Source organism: Streptomyces sp. NPDC047130, assembly GCF_040643475.1.
Taxonomy (GTDB): domain Bacteria; phylum Actinomycetota; class Actinomycetes; order Streptomycetales; family Streptomycetaceae; genus Streptomyces.
This window is the reverse complement of record NZ_JBEYUK010000002.1, coordinates 497460-517614: the sequence shown is the minus strand read 5'-3', so window position 1 is coordinate 517614 and position 20155 is coordinate 497460. Positions and strand designations below refer to the sequence as shown.

The window sequence follows — 20155 nt, the reverse complement described above, 5'->3', positions numbered from 1 at the left end:
TGATCAGTCCCGGCCACCACGAGAACCGTGGCCGGCATCGGCGCGGCGCCCCCTCCTGTGCGAGGGGCTTTTTCATTTCCGCACCGCAGGCACCGCTGGGCAGAGACGACGTCGATCAGGAGCTTTGAGATCATGAGCGAGACGAACCCCGCTACCGCCGCCGAACCGGCGGAGGTCGCGCCGCACCGCTACACGGCCGCGCTGGCGGCCGAGATCGAGGCACGCTGGCAGGACTTCTGGGACGAGAACGGGACCTACGAGGCCCCGAACCCGTCGGGTGACCTGGCGGGCGACCCGGAGCTGGCCGCACGCCCCAAGAAGTTCATCATGGACATGTTCCCGTACCCGTCGGGTGCGGGCCTGCACGTCGGCCACCCGCTGGGCTACATCGCCACCGACGTCTACGCCCGCCACCAGCGGATGACCGGGCACAACGTCCTGCACACCCTGGGCTTCGACGCCTTCGGCCTGCCCGCCGAGCAGTTCGCGGTGCAGACCGGCACCCACCCGCGGGTCTCCACCGAGGCCAACATGGCCAACATGAAGGCGCAGCTGCGCCGCCTGGGCCTGGGCCACGACAAGCGCCGGTCGTTCGCCACGATCGACCCGGAGTACTACAAGTGGACCCAGTGGATCTTCCTGCAGATCTTCAACTCCTGGTACGACCCCGAGGCCGGCAAGGCCCGCCCCGTCACCGAGCTGGTCGCGCAGTTCGAGAGCGGCGAGCGTGAGGTCCCCGGCGGCCGCGCCTGGTCCGAGCTGTCCGCCGTCGAGCGCGCCGACCTGCTGAGCGAGTACCGCCTGGCCTACGCCTCGGACGCGCCGGTCAACTGGTGCCCCGGCCTGGGCACCGTGCTGGCCAACGAGGAGGTCACCGCGGACGGCCGCTCCGAGCGCGGCAACTTCCCGGTCTTCAAGGCCAGGCTGCGCCAGTGGAACATGCGCATCACCGCCTACGCGGACCGCCTGCTGGACGACCTGGACGGGCTGGACTGGCCCGAGGCGATCAAGATGCAGCAGCGCAACTGGATCGGCCGCTCCGAGGGCGCCCGCGTCGACTTCCCCGTCGACGGGGAGGCCATCACCGTCTTCACCACCCGCCAGGACACCCTGTTCGGCGCCACCTACATGGTGCTGGCGCCGGAGCACCCGCTGGTGGAGAAGTTCACCCCCGCGGCCTGGCCGGAGGGCACCCGCGAGGCCTGGACCGGCGGTCACGCCACCCCGGCCGAGGCGGTCGCCGCCTACCGCGCGCAGGCGGCCTCCAAGTCCGACGTGGAGCGGCAGGCCGAGGCCAAGGACAAGACCGGCGTGTTCACCGGCGTCTTCGCCACCAACCCGGTCAACGGCGAGCGGATCCCGGTCTTCATCGCCGACTACGTGCTGATGGGCTACGGCACCGGCGCGATCATGGCCGTCCCGGCCCACGACAGCCGTGACTTCGCCTTCGCCCGCGCCTTCGACCTGCCCATGCGCTGCGTGGTCGAGCCCACCGACGGCCGCTCCACCGACCCGGCCGAGTGGGACGACGCCTTCGCCGCGTACGACGCCGAGCTGATCAACTCCTCCGGCGACGACGTCTCCCTGGACGGCCTGGGCGTCGTCGAGGCCAAGGCCCGCGTCACCGCCTGGCTGGCCGAGAACGGCATCGGCGAGGGCACCGTCAACTACCGGCTGCGCGACTGGCTGTTCAGCCGTCAGCGGTACTGGGGCGAGCCGTTCCCGATCGTCTACGACGAGGACGGCGTGGCGCACGCGCTGCCCGAGTCGATGCTGCCGCTGGAGCTGCCGGAGGTCGAGGACTACTCGCCGCGCACCTTCGACCCGGACGACGCCGACACCCAGCCGGAGACCCCGCTGTCCCGCAACGAGGACTGGGTCGACGTCACGCTGGACCTGGGCGACGGGCCGAAGAAGTACCGCCGCGAGACCAACACCATGCCCAACTGGGCCGGCTCCTGCTGGTACGAGCTGCGCTACCTGGACCCGCACAACGACGAGAAGCTGGTCGACCCCGCGATCGAGCAGTACTGGATGGGTCCGCGCGAGGGCATGCCGCACGGCGGTGTGGACCTGTACGTGGGCGGCCAGGAGCACGCGGTGCTGCACCTGCTGTACGCGCGGTTCTGGTCGAAGATCCTGTTCGACCTGGGGTACGTCTCCTCGGCCGAGCCGTTCCACAAGCTGTTCAACCAGGGCATGATCCAGGCCTTCGTCTACCGCGACAGCCGGGGCATCGCCGTGCCGGCCGCCGAGGTGGAGGAGCGCGACGGCGCCTACTGGTACCAGGGCGAGAAGGTCTCCCGGGTGCTGGGCAAGATGGGCAAGTCCCTGAAGAACGCCGTCACCCCGGACGAGATCTGCGCCGAGTACGGCGCCGACACCCTGCGCCTGTACGAGATGGCGATGGGCCCGCTGGACGTCTCCCGCCCCTGGGACACCCGCGCGGTGGTCGGCCAGTACCGCCTGCTGCAGCGGCTGTGGCGCAACATCGTCGACGAGGCGACCGGCGAGGTCACCGTGGTCGACGAGCAGGCCGACGACGACACCCTGCGCGCGCTGCACAAGGCGATCGACGGCGTCCGCCAGGACCTGGAGGGCATGCGGTTCAACACGGCGATCGCCAAGATCACCGAGCTGAACAACCACCTGACCAAGACCGGCGGCCCGGTGGCGCGCTCGGTCGCCGAGCCGCTGGTGCTGATGGTGGCCCCGCTGGCCCCGCACATCGCCGAGGAGCTGTGGCGGCGCCTGGGCCACACCGACTCGGTCGTCCACCAGGACTTCCCGGTCGCGGACCCGGCGTACGTGGTCGACGAGACGGTGACCTGCGTCGTCCAGATCAAGGGCAAGGTCAAGGCGCGCCTGGAGGTGCCGCCGTCCGTCTCCGAGGAGGAGCTGGAGAAGATCGCGCTGGCCGACGAGCGGGTCGTCGCGGCGCTGGGCGGCGCCGGTGTCCGCAAGGTGATCGTCCGCGCGCCGAAGCTGGTCAACATCGTCCCGGCGTGACGGGAGAGCGGTGCTCGTGGGCGAGCCGTGACGGACGAGCGGCGAACCAGGAGTGGGCCCGGATCCGGCGGGCATGCGGCCCCTAGGGGACGCAGGGCCTGCGGATCCGGGGAATGATCAGGGGTAGGTCCGGGGTTCCGAGGAACTCCGGACCTGCCCCTGGCGTTTACCGTGGGAGAGTGGTGTGGGAACCGATTCCCGCACCGGGCGGCCGGGCGCGAAGGAGGAACTGCGGTGGATGTGATCCTTGCCGTGATCGCGGTGATCTTCTTGGTGCTGGTCTCGCTGGCCGCCTGGGGCACGGTCAAGGCCGTCGGCGCGGCCCGGCGCGGCGTGGACCGCACCATCACCCAGGCCCGCCGCACGGTCGAGGACACCACGCTGCGCGCCCGCTCGCTGGCCCAGCCCGGCCCCGTGGGCGAGCTCGCCGACCTGCGTCTCAAGCTGCGCACGTCGATGCGGGCCACCCAGGAGGCGCTGGAGGCCGGGTCCCCGGAGGACGCCTCGCTGCAGGAGACCCGGTCGCTGTTCGAGCGGCTCGGCGTGCACGGCCGTGAGCTCGACGACGACCTCAAGCGCCTCCAGTCGGAGCCCGACCGCGCCACCCTCGCCGAGCGGCTGCCGTCCCTGCGGGAGCGCACCGAGCAGATCGTCCGCTCGGCCGACTCGCTGCGCTGGGCCGCCCGGGACCGGGCGCGGCGCTTCGCCGACGACGACCTGGAGTCGCTGAGCGCCCAGATCGACGTCGAGGCGGGCGCGCTGCGGCACTGGGACCGGACGGAGGAGGACCGGCCGTCCGCCGCGCGGACGGAGCAGCCCGACCCGAGGACCCGTCCGGAGCCGCAGGTGCAGCCGGACCCGTCCCGGCCGGACCCGCGCGTGGACCGCGCGGCGCTGGACCCGTCGCGGCCGCGGAACCCGTACTCGTGGGAGAAGCAGACCCAGGCCCGCCCGGAGGGGACGACCTGATCCCCGGGCGCCCTGATGTCCGGGCGGCCTGATCCCCGGGCGACCTGATTCCCGGGCGGTCGGATCCCGGGCGGTCTGATTCCGGGCGGTCTGATCCCTCGCGGTGTCCGGTCGGCCGTCGTCGTGGGCGCCGGGCCTCGGGCGCCGCGGCTCCGGCGCCGTAACGCCCGCGTCACCGGGGTGGTATGCCGGGCGGGAAGTACGGCAGGTAACCTCCCATCCATGTCCCGCCATGTCGCGATCGTCACCGATTCCACGGCCTACCTGCCGCCCCGGACGACGGCGCGGCACGGGATCACCTCCGTCCCGCTGACCGTGGTCCTCGGCGACCGGGCGCTGGAGGAGGGCACCGAGATCTCCGCCCGCTCCCTCGCGGAGTCGCTGCGCCGGAAACTGCCCGTCACCACGTCACGGCCCAGCCCCGAGGTGTTCGCGGAAACCTATCGGCGGATCGCGGAGACCGGCGCCTCGGCGATCGTCTCGCTCCACCTGTCCGCCGAGTTCTCCGGCACCTACGACGCGGCCGTGCTGGCCGCGCGGGAGGCGCCGGTGCCGGTCCGGGTCGTGGACACCGGCATGGTCGCGATGGCGCTGGGGTTCTGCGCGCTGACCGCCGCCGAGACGGCCGAGGCGGGCGGCGGCGTGGACGAGGTGGCCGCGGCCGCGGAGAAGCGGGCCGCCGGGACGTCCGCGTTCCTCTACGTCGACACCCTGGAGTACCTGCGGCGCGGTGGGCGCATCGGAGCGGCGCAGGCGTTCTTCGGTTCCGCCCTGGCCGTCAAGCCGCTGCTGCAGTTGCAGAACGGGCGGATCGAGCCGCTGGAGAAGGTGCGCACGGCCTCGCGGGCCATCGGGCGGCTCGAGGAGATCGCCGCCGAGCGGGCGGGCGCGGCGGAGGTCGACATGGCGGTCCATCACCTGGCCGCCCCCGAACGGGCCCTGGCCCTCGCGGACCGGCTCCGCGCCCGCGTGCCGGGCCTCGCCGACCTGCACGTCAGTGAGGTCGGTGCGGTGATCGGCGCGCACACCGGGCCGGGGCTGCTGGCCGTGGTGATCTCCCCGCGGTGATCTCCCGGCGGTGATTTCCGCGCGGGATGATCTTCCCGCGGTGATCTTCCGGCGGTGATCTTCCGGCGGTGATCTCCTCACGGTGACGCGGTTGTCCACAACGGGCGCGGTTGTCCACAGGTTTCGACCTTGATCATCGCGGGGTGGGGCAAAGGCGGATCCTGGGCCCATGACCTCGGGAACCACCGTTCACACGGCACCTCGTCAGGCAGGGCGTCAGGCACTTTTCGAGGCGTCCCGTGAGGCGTCCCGTGAGGCGCCTCGTCCGGCACCGCACGGAGCGTCTCGTCCTGCGCCTCCTCCCGCGCCGCAGCCCGGCGCGCGCACGCCGCTCCGCGCCGGGCCCGCGCCCGGGGCCGGCGCGGCAGGGCCACCGCCGGCTGCGGGGGCGACGCCCTCCTGGGCGCGCCGCACCGGGCCCCCGCGGGCGCCAGGAGTGGTGCCGCCCGTGCCGCCCCCGGCGGCGCGTCCGACCGCCTCGGGGGCGGCTCCACGCGGTTCGGCGTACGGCACCGCTCCGCCGGGAGCACCTCGTGCCGCCACCCGTCCGGGAGCGCCCCCTGCCGGGGCGCGGCCCACGGCCACCGCGGACGCGTCCGCCGGCCCTCCGGTCGCGTTGCGCGCTCAGCCGCGTGGCGGGCCGGGCACCGCACGGCGTCCTCCGGTGCCCGCCGCCTCCGGTGGTCCGGGCCGGGGTCGTCACCGGCGGGTCCCGGTGGCCGCCGACGCCACCCGGAACCGGGCGGCGGCGTTGTTCGCGACGCCGCCGGGAGGGGCGGCGTCCCCGCCGGTGCCACCGGATCGCGGGCGCGTCGACGCCCGGTACCGGTCCTCCCCGCACGGCGGGTTCCTGCCGGGCGTGCCGCCGGGGGAGAGCCGGTCGGTGCAGCCGCCGTCCGTCCCGGCGCCGTCCGCGCACCCGTCCTGGGGCGAGGAGGGCGGCGGGGCCGAGGGACGGCGGGCGGGGAGCGGTTGGGCGGAGGGCCTGCGGGACCGGCTGCCGCCGTGGCTGCGGGCGACCTGCGCGCTGCACCGGCGTGGTGTCGTCGCCCTCGCGGCACTGCTCGCGCTGGCCGTCGCCCTCGCGCTCCAGCACCACCTGGCCGCCCGGCCCGCGCCCGTCGCCCCGCCGAAGCACGTCACCGCGGCGGAACCGAGCCCCTTCCGGCCCCGTCCCGCGGGGGCCGGGCACGCCACCGCGCCGCCGATCGTGGTGGACGTCGCGGGCAAGGTGCGCGACCCCGGGGTGCACAGCCTGCCCGCCGGGTCCCGGGTCGAGGACGCGCTGCGGGCCGCCGGCGGGGCCCGGCCGGGCGCGGACACCGGGGCCCTCAACCGGGCCCGGTTCCTGGTCGACGGTGAACAGCTCCTCGTGGGCGTCGACCCGCCGCCCGGGGCCGCGCCGCCCCCACCGGGCCAGGCCGCGGCCGGGGCCGCCCCCGGCGCGGGAGCGGGCGGCCCCACGGCGCCCGTGTCGCTGAACACCGCGACCGTGGAACAGCTCGACACCCTGCCCGGAGTGGGGCCCGTGCTGGCCCGGCACATCGTCGAGCACCGCACCCGCAACGGCGGCTTCCGCTCGGTGGAGGAGCTCCGTGAGGTCAACGGCATCGGGGACCGGCGGTTCGCCGACCTGCGGAACCTGGTGCGGCCATGACCGGGCAGCTCCCCGTCCGGGCCCCCGCCCACGCGGCCGTCCCCGTCCGGTCCCCCGCCCACGAGGCCGCCGGGGCCCGCGGGGCGTCCCATCCCCGGCAGGAGGGTCCGGTGGACCTCCGGCTGGCCGTTCCCGCGGTGACCGCATGGGGGACCGCCGCGGTGACCGTGCCCGCGCCGTCCTGGGTGAGCGGCGGGGTCGCCGTGACCGGTCTGGCCGCCGCCCTGCTCCTGCTCGGCGGTGGCGGGGGCAGGCCCCGGCCGCCGGCGACCCGGGCCGGGCCGCGTGCCGCCGTGGCCGCGGCGCTGCTCTGCGCGGCCGCGGCGGCCGCCTCCGCAGGGCTGCACGGCGCCCAGCTCCGCAGCGGCCCCGTCCCCTCCCTCGCCGCCCGCGAGGCGGTGGTGGCGGCCGAGGTGCGGCTCACCTCCGACCCCCGGCTCGCCCGCCCGCGGGTCACCGGCAACCGGCCGATACGGCCCACCGTCCTGGTCGACGCGGAGATCCGCCGCCTGGACGGACCGTCCGGACGGGCCGCGCTGCGCACCCCGGTCCTGCTGCTGGCCGACCCGGGGGACGCCCGCGCCCGCTGGCTCGCCCTGCTGCCCTCCACCCGGCTCGCCGTCACCGGCCGCCTGACGTCCGCCCGTTCCGGCGGGGACCGGTTCGCCGCGGTGCTCACGGCACGCGGCGGCGGCGCCCCGCGCGTGGTGGCCGGCCCCACCGGGGCCCAGCTGACCGCGGGGCGGCTGCGGGCCGGCCTGCGGGAGGCCACCGACGGCCTGGAACCGGATGCCAGGGCCCTGCTGCCGGGCCTGGTGGTCGGCGACACCTCACGGATCACACCGGAGCTCGACCACGCCTTCCAGGAGACCGACCTGGCCCACATCCTCGCCGTCAGCGGCTCCAACCTGACCATCCTGCTGGCCCTGCTGCTCGGGCCGCCCGGCCTCGCCCAGCGCGCCGAGCGGCGCGGCCTCGCGCCCCGCCTGGGCCTCACCCTGCGGACCACCGCGATCCTCGGCGGCGCGCTCACCCTCGCCTTCGTGCTCGTCTGCCGCCCCGACCCGAGCGTGCTGCGGGCCGCCGCCTGCGGCGCGGTGGTGCTGCTCGCCCTCGCCACCGGGCGGCGGCGGGCCATGGTGCCGGCGCTGGCGGCGGCGGTGCTGCTGCTGGTGCTGTACGACCCGTGGCTGGCCCGCAGCCTCGGCTTCCTGCTCTCCGTCCTGGCCACCGGTTCGCTGCTGCTGCTCGCCCCCCGCTGGAGCGTGGCGCTGCGCCGCCACCGGGTGCCGCCCAGGCTCGCCGAGGCGCTGGCGGCGGCGGCCGCGGCACAGGCGGTGTGCGCGCCGGTGGTCGTGGTGTTCTCCGGGCGGGTCAGCCTGGTCGCCGTCCCCTGCAACCTGCTCACCGAGTTCGCCGTCGCCCCCGCCACCGTCCTCGGCTTCGCCACCCTGCTCACCGCGCCGGTGGCGATACCGGTGGCGAAGTTCCTGGCGGGGATCGCGGCGTGGCCCGCCGGGTGGGTCGTCGACGTGGCGCGGGCCGGGGCCGGCCTGCCGGGCGCGGGCGTCGACTGGCCCGACGGATGGGGCGGGGCCGCGCTCCTGGCCGCCGTCACCGTGGCGGCGCTGCCCGTCCTGCGGAGGCTGCCCCGGCGCCCGCTGCTCTGCGCCGGGTGCGGACTGCTGCTGGCCGTCGCGGTGCTGCGGCCGCCGCAGCTGACCCGCCTGGTCACCGGGTGGCCGCCGCCGCACTGGCGGATGGTGGTCTGCGACGTCGGGCAGGGCGACGCGCTGGTGCTCAACGCCGGCCCCGGCACGGCGGTGGTGGTCGACGCCGGGCCCGAGCCCCGGCCGGTGGACCGCTGCCTGGCCGAGCTCGGCGTGCGGCGCGTCCCCCTCGTCCTGCTCACCCACTTCCACGCCGACCACGTGGCGGGGCTGCCCGGTGTGCTGCGGGGCCGCGCGGTGGCGGAGATCGCCGCCACCGGGCACGCCGAACCCGCCGACCAGGCGGAGTTCGTCCACCGGACCGCGGCGGCGGCGCGGGTCCCCGTCACCTCCGCGGTCGCGGGACAGGAGAGGCGGGTGGGGGACGGGCTGCGGTGGCGGGTGGTGTGGCCCGAGGCCGGCGGGGGAGGCGTGGCGGCGAACCCCAACGACGCCAGCGTCACCCTGCTGGTGCGGACGGCCGGTCTGCGGCTGCTGCTGCTCGGGGACCTCGAGCCCCCGGCCCAGCGGGCGCTCGCCGCCTCCCCCCTCCTCGCGGAGCGGGGCGGCGTGGACGTCCTCAAGGTCGCCCACCACGGCTCGGCCCACCAGGACCCGGAACTGATACGCCGTCTGGCGCCCGGGCTGGCGCTCATCAGCTGCGGCCGCGACAACCCGTACGGTCATCCGGCCCCGTCCACCGTGGCGGCGCTGGAGGCCGGCGGAGCGCGGGTGCTGCGCACCGACCGGGACGGCGCGCTGGCCGTCACCGGCCGGAACGGCGCCCTGCGGGTCGCCGCGTCCGGGCCGACGTGACGGGACCGACGTGACGGGACCGACGTGACGGGACCGACGTGACCGACGTGACCGGCAACCCCGGGTAACACAAAGTGGCTCTTCTACGCAACCTTCACGCCACGCACATTTTTGCTCAGAAGGCATCGATAGTGATCGAATGCTTCTGTCACGCGGAAATAACGAACAGGGGTGTCACCGATCATGATCGGTCGTTGGTTGAGCAGCCGGAGGACCACGACGACGGACGCCGGACCGCTGGCGGGGCTGCGGATACCCGCCCGGGCCGGCGTGGTGGCCGGCCGGGTGCTCGACCTGGTGGACGACGTCGTCCCGCACGTGGCGTTCACCCTGACCGACTCGCACGGCCGCAAGGCGGTGGGCGGCGGCACCGACCCGTTCGGCAGCTTCGTCGCCACGGTGCCGCCCGGCGAGTACACGGTCGCGGTGTCCGCGGAGGGTTTCCTGCCCCACCGGTCGTCGGTCGAGGTGGTGGAGGGCGAGCTGGCCTCCCTGGGCGACATCCGGCTGCACCTGGCCCCGCCGCCGGAGCTTCCGGGGCCCGGGGACTGGGAGATCGACCCCAGCCACACCACCATCGGCTTCACCGCCCGCCACATCGGGCTGGCGCGGGTCCACGGCCGGTTCGACAACTTCGCGGGCGCCCTGCGGATCGGCGAGCGCATGGAGGAGTCGGCCATGCACGTGGTGATCGACGCCACCTCCATCAACACCAACGTCCGGATGCGCGACGACCACCTGCGCTCCGCCGACTTCCTGGACGTCGCCAACTATCCGACGCTGGAGTTCTACGGGGACCGCTTCGTGCACCAGGGCGGTGGCCGCTGGAACGTGGTCGGCGCCCTCTCGCTGCACGGCGTCACCCGCACCGTCACCCTCGAGACCGAGTACCTGGGCGTCGGCACCGGCCTGGAGGGGGAGACCCGTGCCGCCTGCCGGGCCACCACGGAGCTGCACCGTGACGACTTCACGGTCAGCTGGCAGGCCATGGTCGCCCGCGGGATCGCGGTGGTCGGCCCCAGCATCCGCATCGACCTGGACGTCCAGATCGTCCCCAAGGGCTAGCTCGCCCCCACGAGCCAGGACGGGGGTGCCACGGGGGCCCGGTGGGGCGTGCCGCAAAATGTCGGCGTGAACGATGTGAGACATGTGCTGGTGCTGCCCGACCGCGAGGCCGCGGAGGAGGCGGCCGAGGCGCTCGGCGAGCGGTTCGGCGTCGACGAGGAACCGCGGATCGTGCGGGACGCGCTCGCCGGCGAGGACGACGCCGAGGACGCCCAGTGGCTGGTCGTGCTGGCCGACGAGGACGAGGAACTGGACCCCGCCGCCCTGGACGAGTACGCCGCCGAGTGGGACGGCTGGCGCGAGGAGCCCTGACCGGACCCCGGCCGGGCTGTCGGCGGCGCGTGGGATGCTGGAGCGGATGGCCAGGAAAACAGCTCACGACGATCTCCTCGCGCCGGTCACCCTGGCCGTGGGCCAGGAGGACCTGCTCCTCGACCGCGCCGTGCGGGAGGTGGTCGCGGCAGCCCGCGCCGCCGACGCGGACACCGACGTCCGCGACCTCACGCCGGACCAGCTCCAGCCCGGCACCCTCGCCGAACTGACCAGCCCCTCGCTCTTCGCCGAGCGCAAGGTCGTGGTCGTCCGCAACGCGCAGGACCTCTCCGCCGACACCGTGAAGGACGTCAAGGCGTACCTCGGCTCGCCCGCCGAGGAGATCACCCTGGTGCTGGTCCACGCGGGCGGCGCCAAGGGCAAGGGCCTGCTGGACGCGGCCCGCAAGGCGGGGGCCCGCGAGGTCGCCTGCCCGAAGATGACCAAGCCGGGCGACCGGCTCGCCTTCGTCCGCGGCGAGTTCCGCGCCGCCGGGCGGTCCGTCACCCCCGAGGCGTGCCAGGCGCTGGTCGACGCCCTCGGCAGCGACCTCAGGGAGCTGGCCTCCGCCGCCTCCCAGCTGGTCGCCGACATCGACGGCACCATCGACGAGGAGGTCGTGGGCCGGTACTACACGGGCCGTGCCGAGGCCTCCAGCTTCACCGTCGCCGACCGGGCCGTCGAGGGCAAGGCCGCCGAGGCGCTCGAGGCGCTGAGGTGGTCGCTGTCCACGGGCGTCGCGCCGGTGCTGATCACCAGCGCGCTGGCCCAGGGGGTGCGGGGCATCGGCAAGCTGCTGTCCGCGCGCGGTGGCCGTCCGGCCGACCTGGCGCGCGAGCTGGGCATGCCGCCGTGGAAGGTGGACGTGGTCAAGCGGCAGGCCCGGACCTGGTCCCAGGACGCGGTGTCCGTGGCGCTGCGGGCCGTCGCCGACGCGGACGCGGCGGTGAAGGGAGCGGGGGACGACCCCGCGTACGCCCTCGAGAAGGCCGTCCACGTCATCGCCCGCGCGGCCCGCCCCCAGGCCCCCCGCCCGTAACCGGAGCCACGACGACCCGAACGCGATCCCACGACGATCCGGCGGGACCCACGGTGGCTTGGGCGGGAGCCACGGCATTCGGCGGGAGCCGCGACGGCCCCGGCGGGGGTCATGGCAGCCCCGGTGGGGAAGTGCGGGAACCCGGCCGGTGCGGTGGCGTGGTCCGGCGGGAGCCGCGCGGGCGGCGGCAGGCCCGGCAGGACCCACGATGGCCCCGCCCGGAGCCCGCGGGAGCCACGGCAGCCCGGCGGGAGCGCGACGGTCCTGGGGGAAGCCGCGACGGCTCCGGTGGGACTCACGGTGGCCTGGGTGGGGGCCACGGCATTCGGCGGGAGCGGCGATGGTCCTGGGCGGGAGCCGCGGCGGCCCCGGCCGGGAAGTGCGGGAGTCCGGCCGGTGCGGTGGCGTGGTCCGGCGGGCTGAGGATCACGCCGGGCGCGCGGCGCCGCGCAAGCAAGCCCCCGGCGGGGAGGACGTGAACGGCGGCGGGGCCGCAGCGGGGGCCTTGCGGCGTTCCCCTGCGGCCCCGCCGCCGTGTGCGGGCGGGTCAGGCCTCGCGGGCGCCCTCGTACATCTCCTCGATGAGGTGGGCGTACTCCCGCTCGACGACCGGCCGCTTCAGCTTCAGGCTCGGGGTGATCTCGCCGTGCTCCACGTCCAGGTCACGCGGCAGGAGCCGGAACTTCTTGATGGTCTGCCAGCGCTGCAGACCCGCGTTGAGCCGCTGCACGTAGCCGTCGACCATGGCCACCGTCTCCGCGTGCGCGACGACCTCCGCGTACGACTTGCCGGCCAGCCCGTTCTCCGCGGCCCAGCCCATCAGGGCGGCCTCGTCCAGGGCGATCAGCGCCGTGCAGTAGTTGCGGTCGGCGCCGTGCACCAGGATGTTGGAGACGTACGGGCAGATCGCCTTGAACTGGCCCTCGACCTCGGCCGGGGCGACGTACTTGCCGCCGGAGGTCTTGATCAGGTCCTTCTTGCGGTCGGTGATCCGCAGGTACCCGTCGGTGGAGAGCTCGCCAATGTCGCCGGTGTGGAACCAGCCGTCCTCCTCCAGGACCTCGGCGGTCTTGTCCGGCAGGTTGTGGTAGCCCTGCATGATGCCGGGGCCGCGCAGCAGGATCTCGCCGTCGTCGGCGATCCGGACCTCGGTGCCGGGCAGCGGCTTGCCGACCGTGCCGGTGCGGTAGGCCTCGCCCGGGTTCACGAAGGAGGCGGCCGAGGACTCGGTGAGGCCGTAGCCCTCGAGGATGTGCACGCCCGCGCCGGAGAAGAAGTAGCCGATCTCCGGGGCCAGGGCCGCCGAGCCGGAGACGCAGGCGCGCAGGTTGCCGCCGAAGGCCTCGCGGATCTTCTTGTAGACCAGCAGGTCGGCGATCTCGTGCTTGAGGGAGAGCGTGAACGGCGCGGTGGCGTTGCCGGTGCGGCGGTAGTTCTCCTGGGTGACCTTGCCGTACTCGCGGGCCACCTCGGCCGCCCAGCGGAAGATCTTGTACTTGGCGCCGCCGCCCGCCCGGGCCTTGGCGGCCACACCGTTGTAGACCTTCTCGAAGATGCGCGGGACGGCCGCCATGTAGGTCGGGCGGACCACCGGCAGGTTCTCGATGATCTTGTCGACGCGCCCGTCGACCGCGGTGACGTGACCCGTCTCGACCTGGCTGGAGAGCAGCACCTTGCCGAAGACGTGCGCCAGCGGCAGCCACAGGTACTGCGTGTCCTCCGTGGTGACCAGGCCGGTCGCGGCGATCGCCTTGGCCATGTAGGCCCAGTTGTCGTGCGGCAGGCGCACGCCCTTCGGGCGGCCGGTGGTGCCGGAGGTGTAGATCAGGGTGGCGAGCTGGTCCTTGGTGATCGCGGAGACCCGCTCCTTGATCGCCTCGGGGGACTTCTCCAGCAGCGCGGTACCGCGCCGCTCGAGGTCCTCCAGCGTCAGGACCGTGTCGTCGGTCTCCACGCCCTGGGCGTCGACGACCACGATGTGGGTGAGCGAGGGCAGCTCCGCCTTCTTCTCCAGCGCCTTGGCGACCTGCGAGGCGTCCTCGGCGATCAGCACCTTGCTGTCCGAGTCGGAGAGGATGAACGCCGACTCCTCGGCGTTGGTGGACGGGTACACCGTGGTGGTGGCCGCACCCGCGCAGAGGATGCCGAGGTCGGCGAGGATCCACTCCACACGGGTGGCCGAGGCCAGCGCCACCCGCTCCTCCGGGCCCACGCCCAGGTCGATCAGGCCGGCCGCGATGCCGAAGACGCGGTCCGCGGCCTGCTTCCAGGTGAGCGACCGCCACTCGTCGGGGCCCTGCCCGGAGGACGCCGGTACGGGGTAGCGGTACGCCTCGGCCTCGGGCGTGGCCTCCACGCGCTCCAGGAACAGGTTCGCCACACTCGGCGGACGGTTATCGATCTGGGTCTGTGTGTCGCTCACGACATCCTCCGGGGCCCGCGGCAGTGCGTGCGGCCGGCTCGGCCACTACTGACGGCTGCTGGTGCGGCTGGCTGGTTTGCGGCTGGCTGGTGGTCGGGCTGGCTGGTATCGCGCCCGCAAGGGCCTCGCGCGTTCTTGTCTTGACTGTCGCAACTGTCTTGACTGTCTTAACTCACGAGTAACTGGCGAGCAGGGCATCAGGGTAAGGGCCGACCCGGCGGTATGTAAGAGGCTACGGGCAGGCATTTGCGCAGTTCTCCCGGCCCGGGAACGCCGAAGGGGCCCGCCGTGAACACACGACGGGCCCCTCCGGTGACGCCGGGCCGGCGCATCGGCCGGTTCCGGCCTACTTCTTGCCCTTGCCCGAGGACGCGCTGTCGTCGCTGGACAGCACCGCGATGAAGGCCTCCTGGGGGACCTCCACGGAACCCACCATCTTCATCCGCTTCTTGCCCTCCTTCTGCTTCTCCAGCAGCTTCCGCTTACGCGAGATGTCACCGCCGTAGCACTTGGCGAGGACGTCCTTGCGGATGGCGCGGATCGTCTCGCGGGCGATCACCCGGGAGCCGACGGCGGCCTGGATGGGCACCTCGAACGCCTGCCGCGGGATCAGCTCGCGCAGCTTGGCGACCAGCCGCACGCCGTAGGCGTACGCGGCGTCCTTGTGGGTGATCGCCGAGAAGGCGTCCACCTTGTCGCCGTGCAGCAGGATGTCCACCTTGACCAGGCTGGACGTCTGCTCGCCGGTGGGCTCGTAGTCCAGCGAGGCGTAGCCGCGGGTCTTGGACTTCAACTGGTCGAAGAAGTCGAAGACGATCTCCGCGAGGGGCAGCGTGTAGCGGATCTCGACGCGGTCCTCGGAGAGGTAGTCCATGCCGAGCAGCGTGCCGCGGCGGGTCTGGCACAGCTCCATGATCGCGCCGATGAACTCCGACGGCGCGAGGATCGTGGCCCGCACGACCGGCTCGTACACGTCGTTGATCTTGCCCTCGGGGAACTCGCTCGGGTTGGTGACGACGTGCTCGCTGCCGTCCTCCATGACCACGCGGTAGACCACGTTCGGGGCGGTGGCGATCAGGTCCAGGCCGAACTCGCGCTCCAGGCGCTCCCGGATCACGTCCAGGTGCAGCAGGCCCAGGAAGCCGACGCGGAAGCCGAAGCCGAGGGCCGCGGAGGTCTCCGGCTCGTAGACCAGCGCCGCGTCGTTGAGCTGGAGCTTGTCCAGCGCGTCGCGCAGCAGCGGGTAGTCCGAGCCGTCCAGCGGGTACAGGCCCGAGAACACCATCGGCTTCGGGTCCTTGTAACCGCCCAGCGCCTCGGTGGCGCCCTTGTTCAGCGTGGTGACGGTGTCGCCGACCTTGGACTGGCGGACGTCCTTCACGCCGGTGATCAGGTAGCCCACCTCGCCGACGCCCAGGCCGTCGGCCGGCAGCATCTCGGGCGAGTTGGTGCCGATCTCCAGCAGCTCGTGGGTGGCGCCCGTCGACATCATCCGGATGCGCTCGCGCTTGTTGAGCTGGCCGTCGATGACACGGACGTAGGTGACCACGCCGCGGTAGGAGTCGTAGACCGAGTCGAAGATCATCGCGCGGGCCGGGGCGTCCTTGACGCCGACGGGCGCGGGGATCCGCTCCACGACCCGGTCCAGCAGGTCCTCGACGCCGATGCCGGTCTTGGCCGAGACCTTCAGCACGTCCGAGGGGTCGCAGCCGATCAGGTTGGCGAGCTCCTCGGAGAACTTCTCGGGCTGCGCGGCCGGCAGGTCGATCTTGTTCAGCACCGGGATGATCGCGAGGTCGTTCTCCATCGCCAGGTACAGGTTGGCGAGGGTCTGGGCCTCGATGCCCTGGGCGGCGTCGACGAGCAGGATGGTGCCCTCGCAGGCCGCCAGGGACCGGGACACCTCGTAGGTGAAGTCGACGTGCCCGGGGGTGTCGATCATGTTCAGGATGTGCGTCGTGCCCTGCTGGTCCCCGGTGTTGGGGGCCCACGGCAGACGCACCGCCTGGGACTTGATCGTGATGCCGCGCTCACGCTCGATGTCCATGCGGTCGAGGTACTGGGCGCGCATCTGCCGCTGCTCGACGACGCCGGTCAGCTGGAGCATCCGGTCGGCGAGCGTGGACTTGCCGTGGTCGATGTGCGCGATGATGCAGAAGTTGCGGATCAGAGCCGGGTCGGTACGGCTCGGCTCGGGCACATTGTTAGGGGTCGCGGGCACGCAGGGTCCTGTCTCTTGAGGCGCCTTATGCCTCGGGTCGGATCTGTACGTAGCCTCCATCGTCCCACGGCCCGGCCCCTGTGACGGGTTTGGGCCGCTCCTCGGGCGACTGCTAGCCTGGGTCGCTGTGTCTCCATGCCCTGTGCCCGGGCTCTGCCCGGGTTCCGTGCGGGGAGGCTCACCCAAGAAAATCACACGGCCCCCGGGGTCCGCCCCCGTGTGCCAAGAACCTGAAAAGGCTCCTTCGTGGCGAACATCAAGTCCCAGATCAAGCGGAACAAGACCAACGAGAAGGCCCGGCTGCGCAACAAGGCCGTCAAGTCCTCTCTGAAGACCGCGATCCGCAAGGCCCGCGAGGCCGCCGCCGCGGGTGACGTCGAGAAGGCGACCGAGTACCAGCGCGCCGCCGCGCGTCAGCTGGACAAGGCCGTCTCCAAGGGCGTCATCCACAAGAACCAGGCCGCCAACAAGAAGTCGGCGCTTGCTTCCAAGGTCGCCGGCCTCCAGGGCTGAACCACCTCGGTTCGTTCTGTGATCTGAACGACTGAACGACCGCCGGAAGGACCCAGAGCGGGCCCTCTCTCATCCGCTCCCGACCGGCACCCAGGGTCCGTACGCGGCCTGCGTTCGCCACGCGGGTACGGACCCGGCACCCTTTTCAGCGCCCCGGCCCCCGCGCCGCCTTCCCCAGGCGGTCCGGAGGCCGGGGCGTTCGGTCTTCCCGGGGTCCCGTCCGGTCCTCCCGGGACGCCGCGGCGGTGGGGGACAATGGACCCCATGCCTTCCGCTCTTCCCGACGGCGAACCCGTCCCCTCCGACGGCTCGCTGCCGGCCTCCGCCCTCAAGGGCGCCCCCGCGCGCCCTCTCGGGTTCTACCTGCACGTCCCGTACTGCGCGACCCGCTGCGGGTACTGCGACTTCAACACCTACACCGCCACCGAGCTGCGCGGCAGCGGCGGGGTGCTGGCCTCCCGCGACAACTACGCGGACACCCTCGCGGAGGAGGTCCGCCTGGCCCGCAAGGTGCTGGGCGACGACCCCCGCCCGGTGCGCACCGTCTTCGTCGGCGGCGGCACCCCCACGCTGCTGGCCGCCGGCGACCTGGTGCGGATGCTGGACGCGGTCCGCCAGGAGTTCGGCCTCGCCGAGGACGCGGAGGTCACCACCGAGGCCAACCCTGAGTCCGTCGGCCCGGAGTACCTGGCCGAGCTGCGCGCGGGCGGCTACAACCGGATCTCCTTCGGCATGCAGTCCGCCCGGCCGCACGTGCTGCGGATCCTGGACCGCACCCACACCCCCGGCCGCCCCGAGGAGTGCGTCGCCGAGGCCCGCGCGGCCGGCTTCGACCACGTCAACCTCGACCTGATCTACGGCACCCCCGGCGAGACCGACGACGACTGGCGCGCCTCGCTGGAGGCCGCGCTCGGCGCCGGGCCCGACCACGTCTCGGCGTACGCGCTGATCGTCGAGGAGGGCACCGGGCTGGCCCGCCGCATCAGGCGCGGCGAGGTCCCGATGACCGACGACGACGTGCACGCCGACCGGTACCTGATCGCCGAGGAGATGCTGTCGACGGCCGGGTTCGACTGGTACGAGGTCTCCAACTGGGCGACCTCCGACGCGGCCCGCTGCCTGCACAACGAGCTGTACTGGCGCGGCGCCGACTGGTGGGGCGCCGGGCCCGGCGCGCACAGCCACGTCGGGGGCGTGCGGTGGTGGAACGTGAAGCACCCCGGCGCCTACGCGGCGGCGCTCGCCGAGGGGCGCTCGCCGGGGGCGGGGCGCGAACTGCTCTCCGCCGAGGACCGGCGCGTGGAGCGGATCCTGCTGGAGCTGCGGCTGGTGGACGGCGTCCCGCTGGACCTCCTGCGCCCGGCCGGCCGCGCCGCCGCGGACCGTGCCCTCGCGGACGGCCTGCTGCGCGAGGAGTCCTACGCCGCCGGCCGCGCCGCGCTGACCCTCCGGGGCCGCCTCCTGGCCGACGCGGTGGTGCGGGACCTGGTGGACTGAGCGGCCTCGCCACGGACGGGCCGCGTGCTCGGCGGGGTCAGGCCCCGGCCGGGGCCGTGACGAAGTCGATGAGTTCCTCGACGCGGCCCAGGAGCTCCGGTTCGAGGTCCTTCCAGCCGTGGACGCGGGAGAGGATGTGGCGCCAGGCGGCGCCGGTGTTGTCGGGCCAGCCGAGGGCGCGGCAGACGCCGGTCTTCCAGTCCTGGCCGCGCGGGACCGTGGGCCAGGCGTCGATGCCCAGGGCGGACGGCTTCACCGCCTCCCAGACGTCGATGTACGGGTGGCCGACGACCAGCGCGTGCTCGCTGGTGACCGCCTCCGCGATGCGCCACTCCTTGGAGCCGGGCACCAGGTGGTCCACCAGCACGCCCAGGCGCGCGTCGGGGCCCGGGGCGAACTCGGCGACCACGGCGGGCAGGTCGTCCACGCCCTCCAGGTACTCCACGACCACGCCCTCGATCCGCAGGTCGTCGCCCCACACCTTCTCGACCAGCTCGGCGTCGTGCCGGCCCTCGACGTAGATCCGCCCCGCGCGGGCCACGCGGGCCCGGGCGCCGGGCACGGCCACCGAGCCCGAGGCGGTGCGCGCCGGGCGGCGCGGGGCGCCCGCCGCGGCGCGGACCAGGGTCACCGGGCGGCCCTCCAGGAGGAAGGCGGCCGGGGCCAGCGGGAACACGCGGTGCTTGCCGTGCCGGTCCTCCAGGGTCACCGTGCCGGCCTCGCAGCCGACGACGGCGCCGCAGAACCCGGTGGCCGGGTCCTCGACGACCAGGCCGGGTTCCGCCGGCACCTCGGGCACCGGCTTCGGCTTCTTCCACGGCGGCGTGAGGTCGGCGGAGTACTGGCGCATTCGGCCGACGATAGGAGAAATCGCGACCGGTGGGTACGCGACACGCCCTCGCGCCCTCGCGACCGGCCCCCGCGCCGCCTCACCAGGCCGTGCCGAACCTCCGGGACAGCTCCTCGCGCTGACGCCGCACGAACGCGGCGTCCACCACGGCCCCGTGCCCCGGCACGTACACCGCGTCCTCGCCGCCCAGCTCCAGCAGCCGGGTGAGCGCCGCCGCCCAGCGCGAGGGCACCGCGTCCGGGCCGGCCTGCGGGGCGCCGGACTCCTCGACCAGGTCGCCGCAGAACACCACCGGGCGCGGTCCGGGCACCAGCACCGCCAGGTCGTAGGCGGTGTGCCCCGGCCCCACGTTGGCCAGCAGCGGCCGGACGCCGCCGCCCAGGTCCAGCACGTGGTCGTCGTGCACCTCGTGCCCCGGCGCGGTCAGCAGTTCCAGCGCGCCGTCCGCCGCCCCCGCGGTCAGCCCGTTGGCCACCGCGTCGGCCCGCAGCGCGTCCCGCCCGTCCTCCGAGGTGAGCGGCGCGCCCGCGCCCACCGCCGCGAAGACCTCCGCCCCGGCGAAGACGCAGGCGCCCAGCACGTGGTCGAAGTGCGGGTGGGTGAGCGCCACATGGGTCACCCGCCGCCCGGAGCCCCGCCCGGTGCCCTCGGGACCGGGCGCCGGGTGTCCCGCCCGCAGCAGCTCCTCGGCCTCCTGGCGGATCCGCGTGCCTTCCGCCACACTCGAACCGGCGTCCACCAGCAGCGCCCCCTCGGCACCCGCCACCAGACCCACCGTGCAGTCCCACACCGGCAGCCGCAGCCGCCCCACCCCGGGGGCCAGCGGTTCCCAGCCGAGGTCTTCCCACCCACCAGGGGCTTCCCAGGTCACGCTCATGGGGCGACGCTATCGGGACCGCACGGCGACCGCCCTTGCCCGCGCCGTACCCCCCGGCCGTACACTGGCTGAGGACGACTGGCACTCGCGAAGGCAGAGTGCCAGTCGACGCAAGGGGCAGAAGCGGTGAG

14 protein-coding genes are annotated in these 20155 nt (G+C 74.0%); 10 read left to right on the top strand and 4 right to left on the bottom strand.

Features of this window, described 5'->3' with window-relative positions:
* The first annotated feature begins 132 nt into the window (after positions 1–132).
* The 8 genes from leuS (at position 133) to holA (ending at position 11644) form a co-directional block, all read left to right on the top strand.
* Positions 133–3009, top strand: coding sequence for a leucine--tRNA ligase (gene leuS, locus ABZ836_RS04875; RefSeq protein WP_361139268.1), 2877 nt, complete (start codon positions 133–135; stop codon positions 3007–3009).
* Positions 3010–3243: 234 nt separating this feature from the next.
* Positions 3244–3978, top strand: coding sequence for a hypothetical protein (locus ABZ836_RS04870; RefSeq protein WP_356136348.1), 735 nt, complete (start codon positions 3244–3246; stop codon positions 3976–3978).
* Positions 3979–4200: 222 nt separating this feature from the next.
* A complete protein-coding gene (locus ABZ836_RS04865) occupies positions 4201–5046 on the top strand; it encodes a DegV family protein (RefSeq protein ID WP_356136346.1) in 846 nt (281 codons plus the stop codon).
* A gap of 883 nt (positions 5047–5929) precedes the next feature.
* The gene (locus tag ABZ836_RS04860) at positions 5930–6703 is read left to right on the top strand and encodes a ComEA family DNA-binding protein (protein WP_361139263.1); all 774 of its coding nucleotides are present in this window, start codon (positions 5930–5932) and stop codon (positions 6701–6703) included.
* Positions 6700–9228, top strand: a complete 2529-nt coding sequence (locus ABZ836_RS04855) for a ComEC/Rec2 family competence protein (RefSeq protein WP_361139260.1) — start codon at positions 6700–6702, stop codon at positions 9226–9228. The genes ABZ836_RS04860 and ABZ836_RS04855 overlap by 4 nt, the downstream gene beginning before the upstream one ends.
* Positions 9229–9411: 183 nt before the next feature.
* Positions 9412–10293, top strand: a complete 882-nt coding sequence (locus tag ABZ836_RS04850) for a YceI family protein (RefSeq protein WP_356136340.1) — start codon at positions 9412–9414, stop codon at positions 10291–10293.
* Positions 10294–10359: 66 nt separating this feature from the next.
* Entirely contained in the window at positions 10360–10605 is a 246-nt protein-coding gene (locus ABZ836_RS04845; protein ID WP_356136339.1) for a hypothetical protein, read from the top strand.
* Positions 10606–10651: 46 nt separating this feature from the next.
* The gene (gene holA / locus ABZ836_RS04840) at positions 10652–11644 is read left to right on the top strand and encodes a DNA polymerase III subunit delta (protein ID WP_356136337.1); all 993 of its coding nucleotides are present in this window, start codon (positions 10652–10654) and stop codon (positions 11642–11644) included.
* 547 nt (positions 11645–12191) lie between these two features.
* On the opposite strand, the gene ABZ836_RS04835 is transcribed toward holA, so the two are convergent.
* Both ABZ836_RS04835 and lepA read right to left on the bottom strand, forming a co-directional pair.
* Positions 12192–14066, bottom strand: coding sequence for a long-chain fatty acid--CoA ligase (locus ABZ836_RS04835; protein WP_361139256.1), 1875 nt, complete (start codon positions 14064–14066; stop codon positions 12192–12194).
* A 346-nt stretch (positions 14067–14412) separates the two neighbouring features.
* The gene (lepA, locus tag ABZ836_RS04830) at positions 14413–16287 is read right to left on the bottom strand and encodes a translation elongation factor 4 (protein ID WP_356131548.1); all 1875 of its coding nucleotides are present in this window, start codon (positions 16285–16287) and stop codon (positions 14413–14415) included.
* Between the two features lie 246 nt (positions 16288–16533).
* Here lepA and rpsT point away from each other — a divergent pair, with 246 nt between their 5' ends.
* Together rpsT and hemW are read left to right on the top strand one after the other, a co-directional pair.
* Positions 16534–16800 (top strand): 30S ribosomal protein S20, encoded by a 267-nt coding sequence (gene rpsT, locus ABZ836_RS04825; RefSeq protein WP_108955366.1) that lies wholly within the window; start codon positions 16534–16536, stop codon positions 16798–16800.
* 264 nt (positions 16801–17064) lie between these two features.
* Positions 17065–18297 (top strand): radical SAM family heme chaperone HemW, encoded by a 1233-nt coding sequence (gene hemW / locus ABZ836_RS04820; protein WP_361139251.1) that lies wholly within the window; start codon positions 17065–17067, stop codon positions 18295–18297.
* A gap of 37 nt (positions 18298–18334) precedes the next feature.
* Here hemW and ABZ836_RS04815 read toward each other — a convergent pair whose 3' ends face one another.
* Both ABZ836_RS04815 and ABZ836_RS04810 read right to left on the bottom strand, forming a co-directional pair.
* Positions 18335–19147, bottom strand: a complete 813-nt coding sequence (locus ABZ836_RS04815; RefSeq protein WP_356131541.1) for a DUF3097 domain-containing protein — start codon at positions 19145–19147, stop codon at positions 18335–18337.
* Between the two features lie 79 nt (positions 19148–19226).
* Positions 19227–20024, bottom strand: a complete 798-nt coding sequence (locus tag ABZ836_RS04810; protein WP_361139247.1) for an MBL fold metallo-hydrolase — start codon at positions 20022–20024, stop codon at positions 19227–19229.
* Positions 20025–20155: the final 131 nt, after the last annotated feature.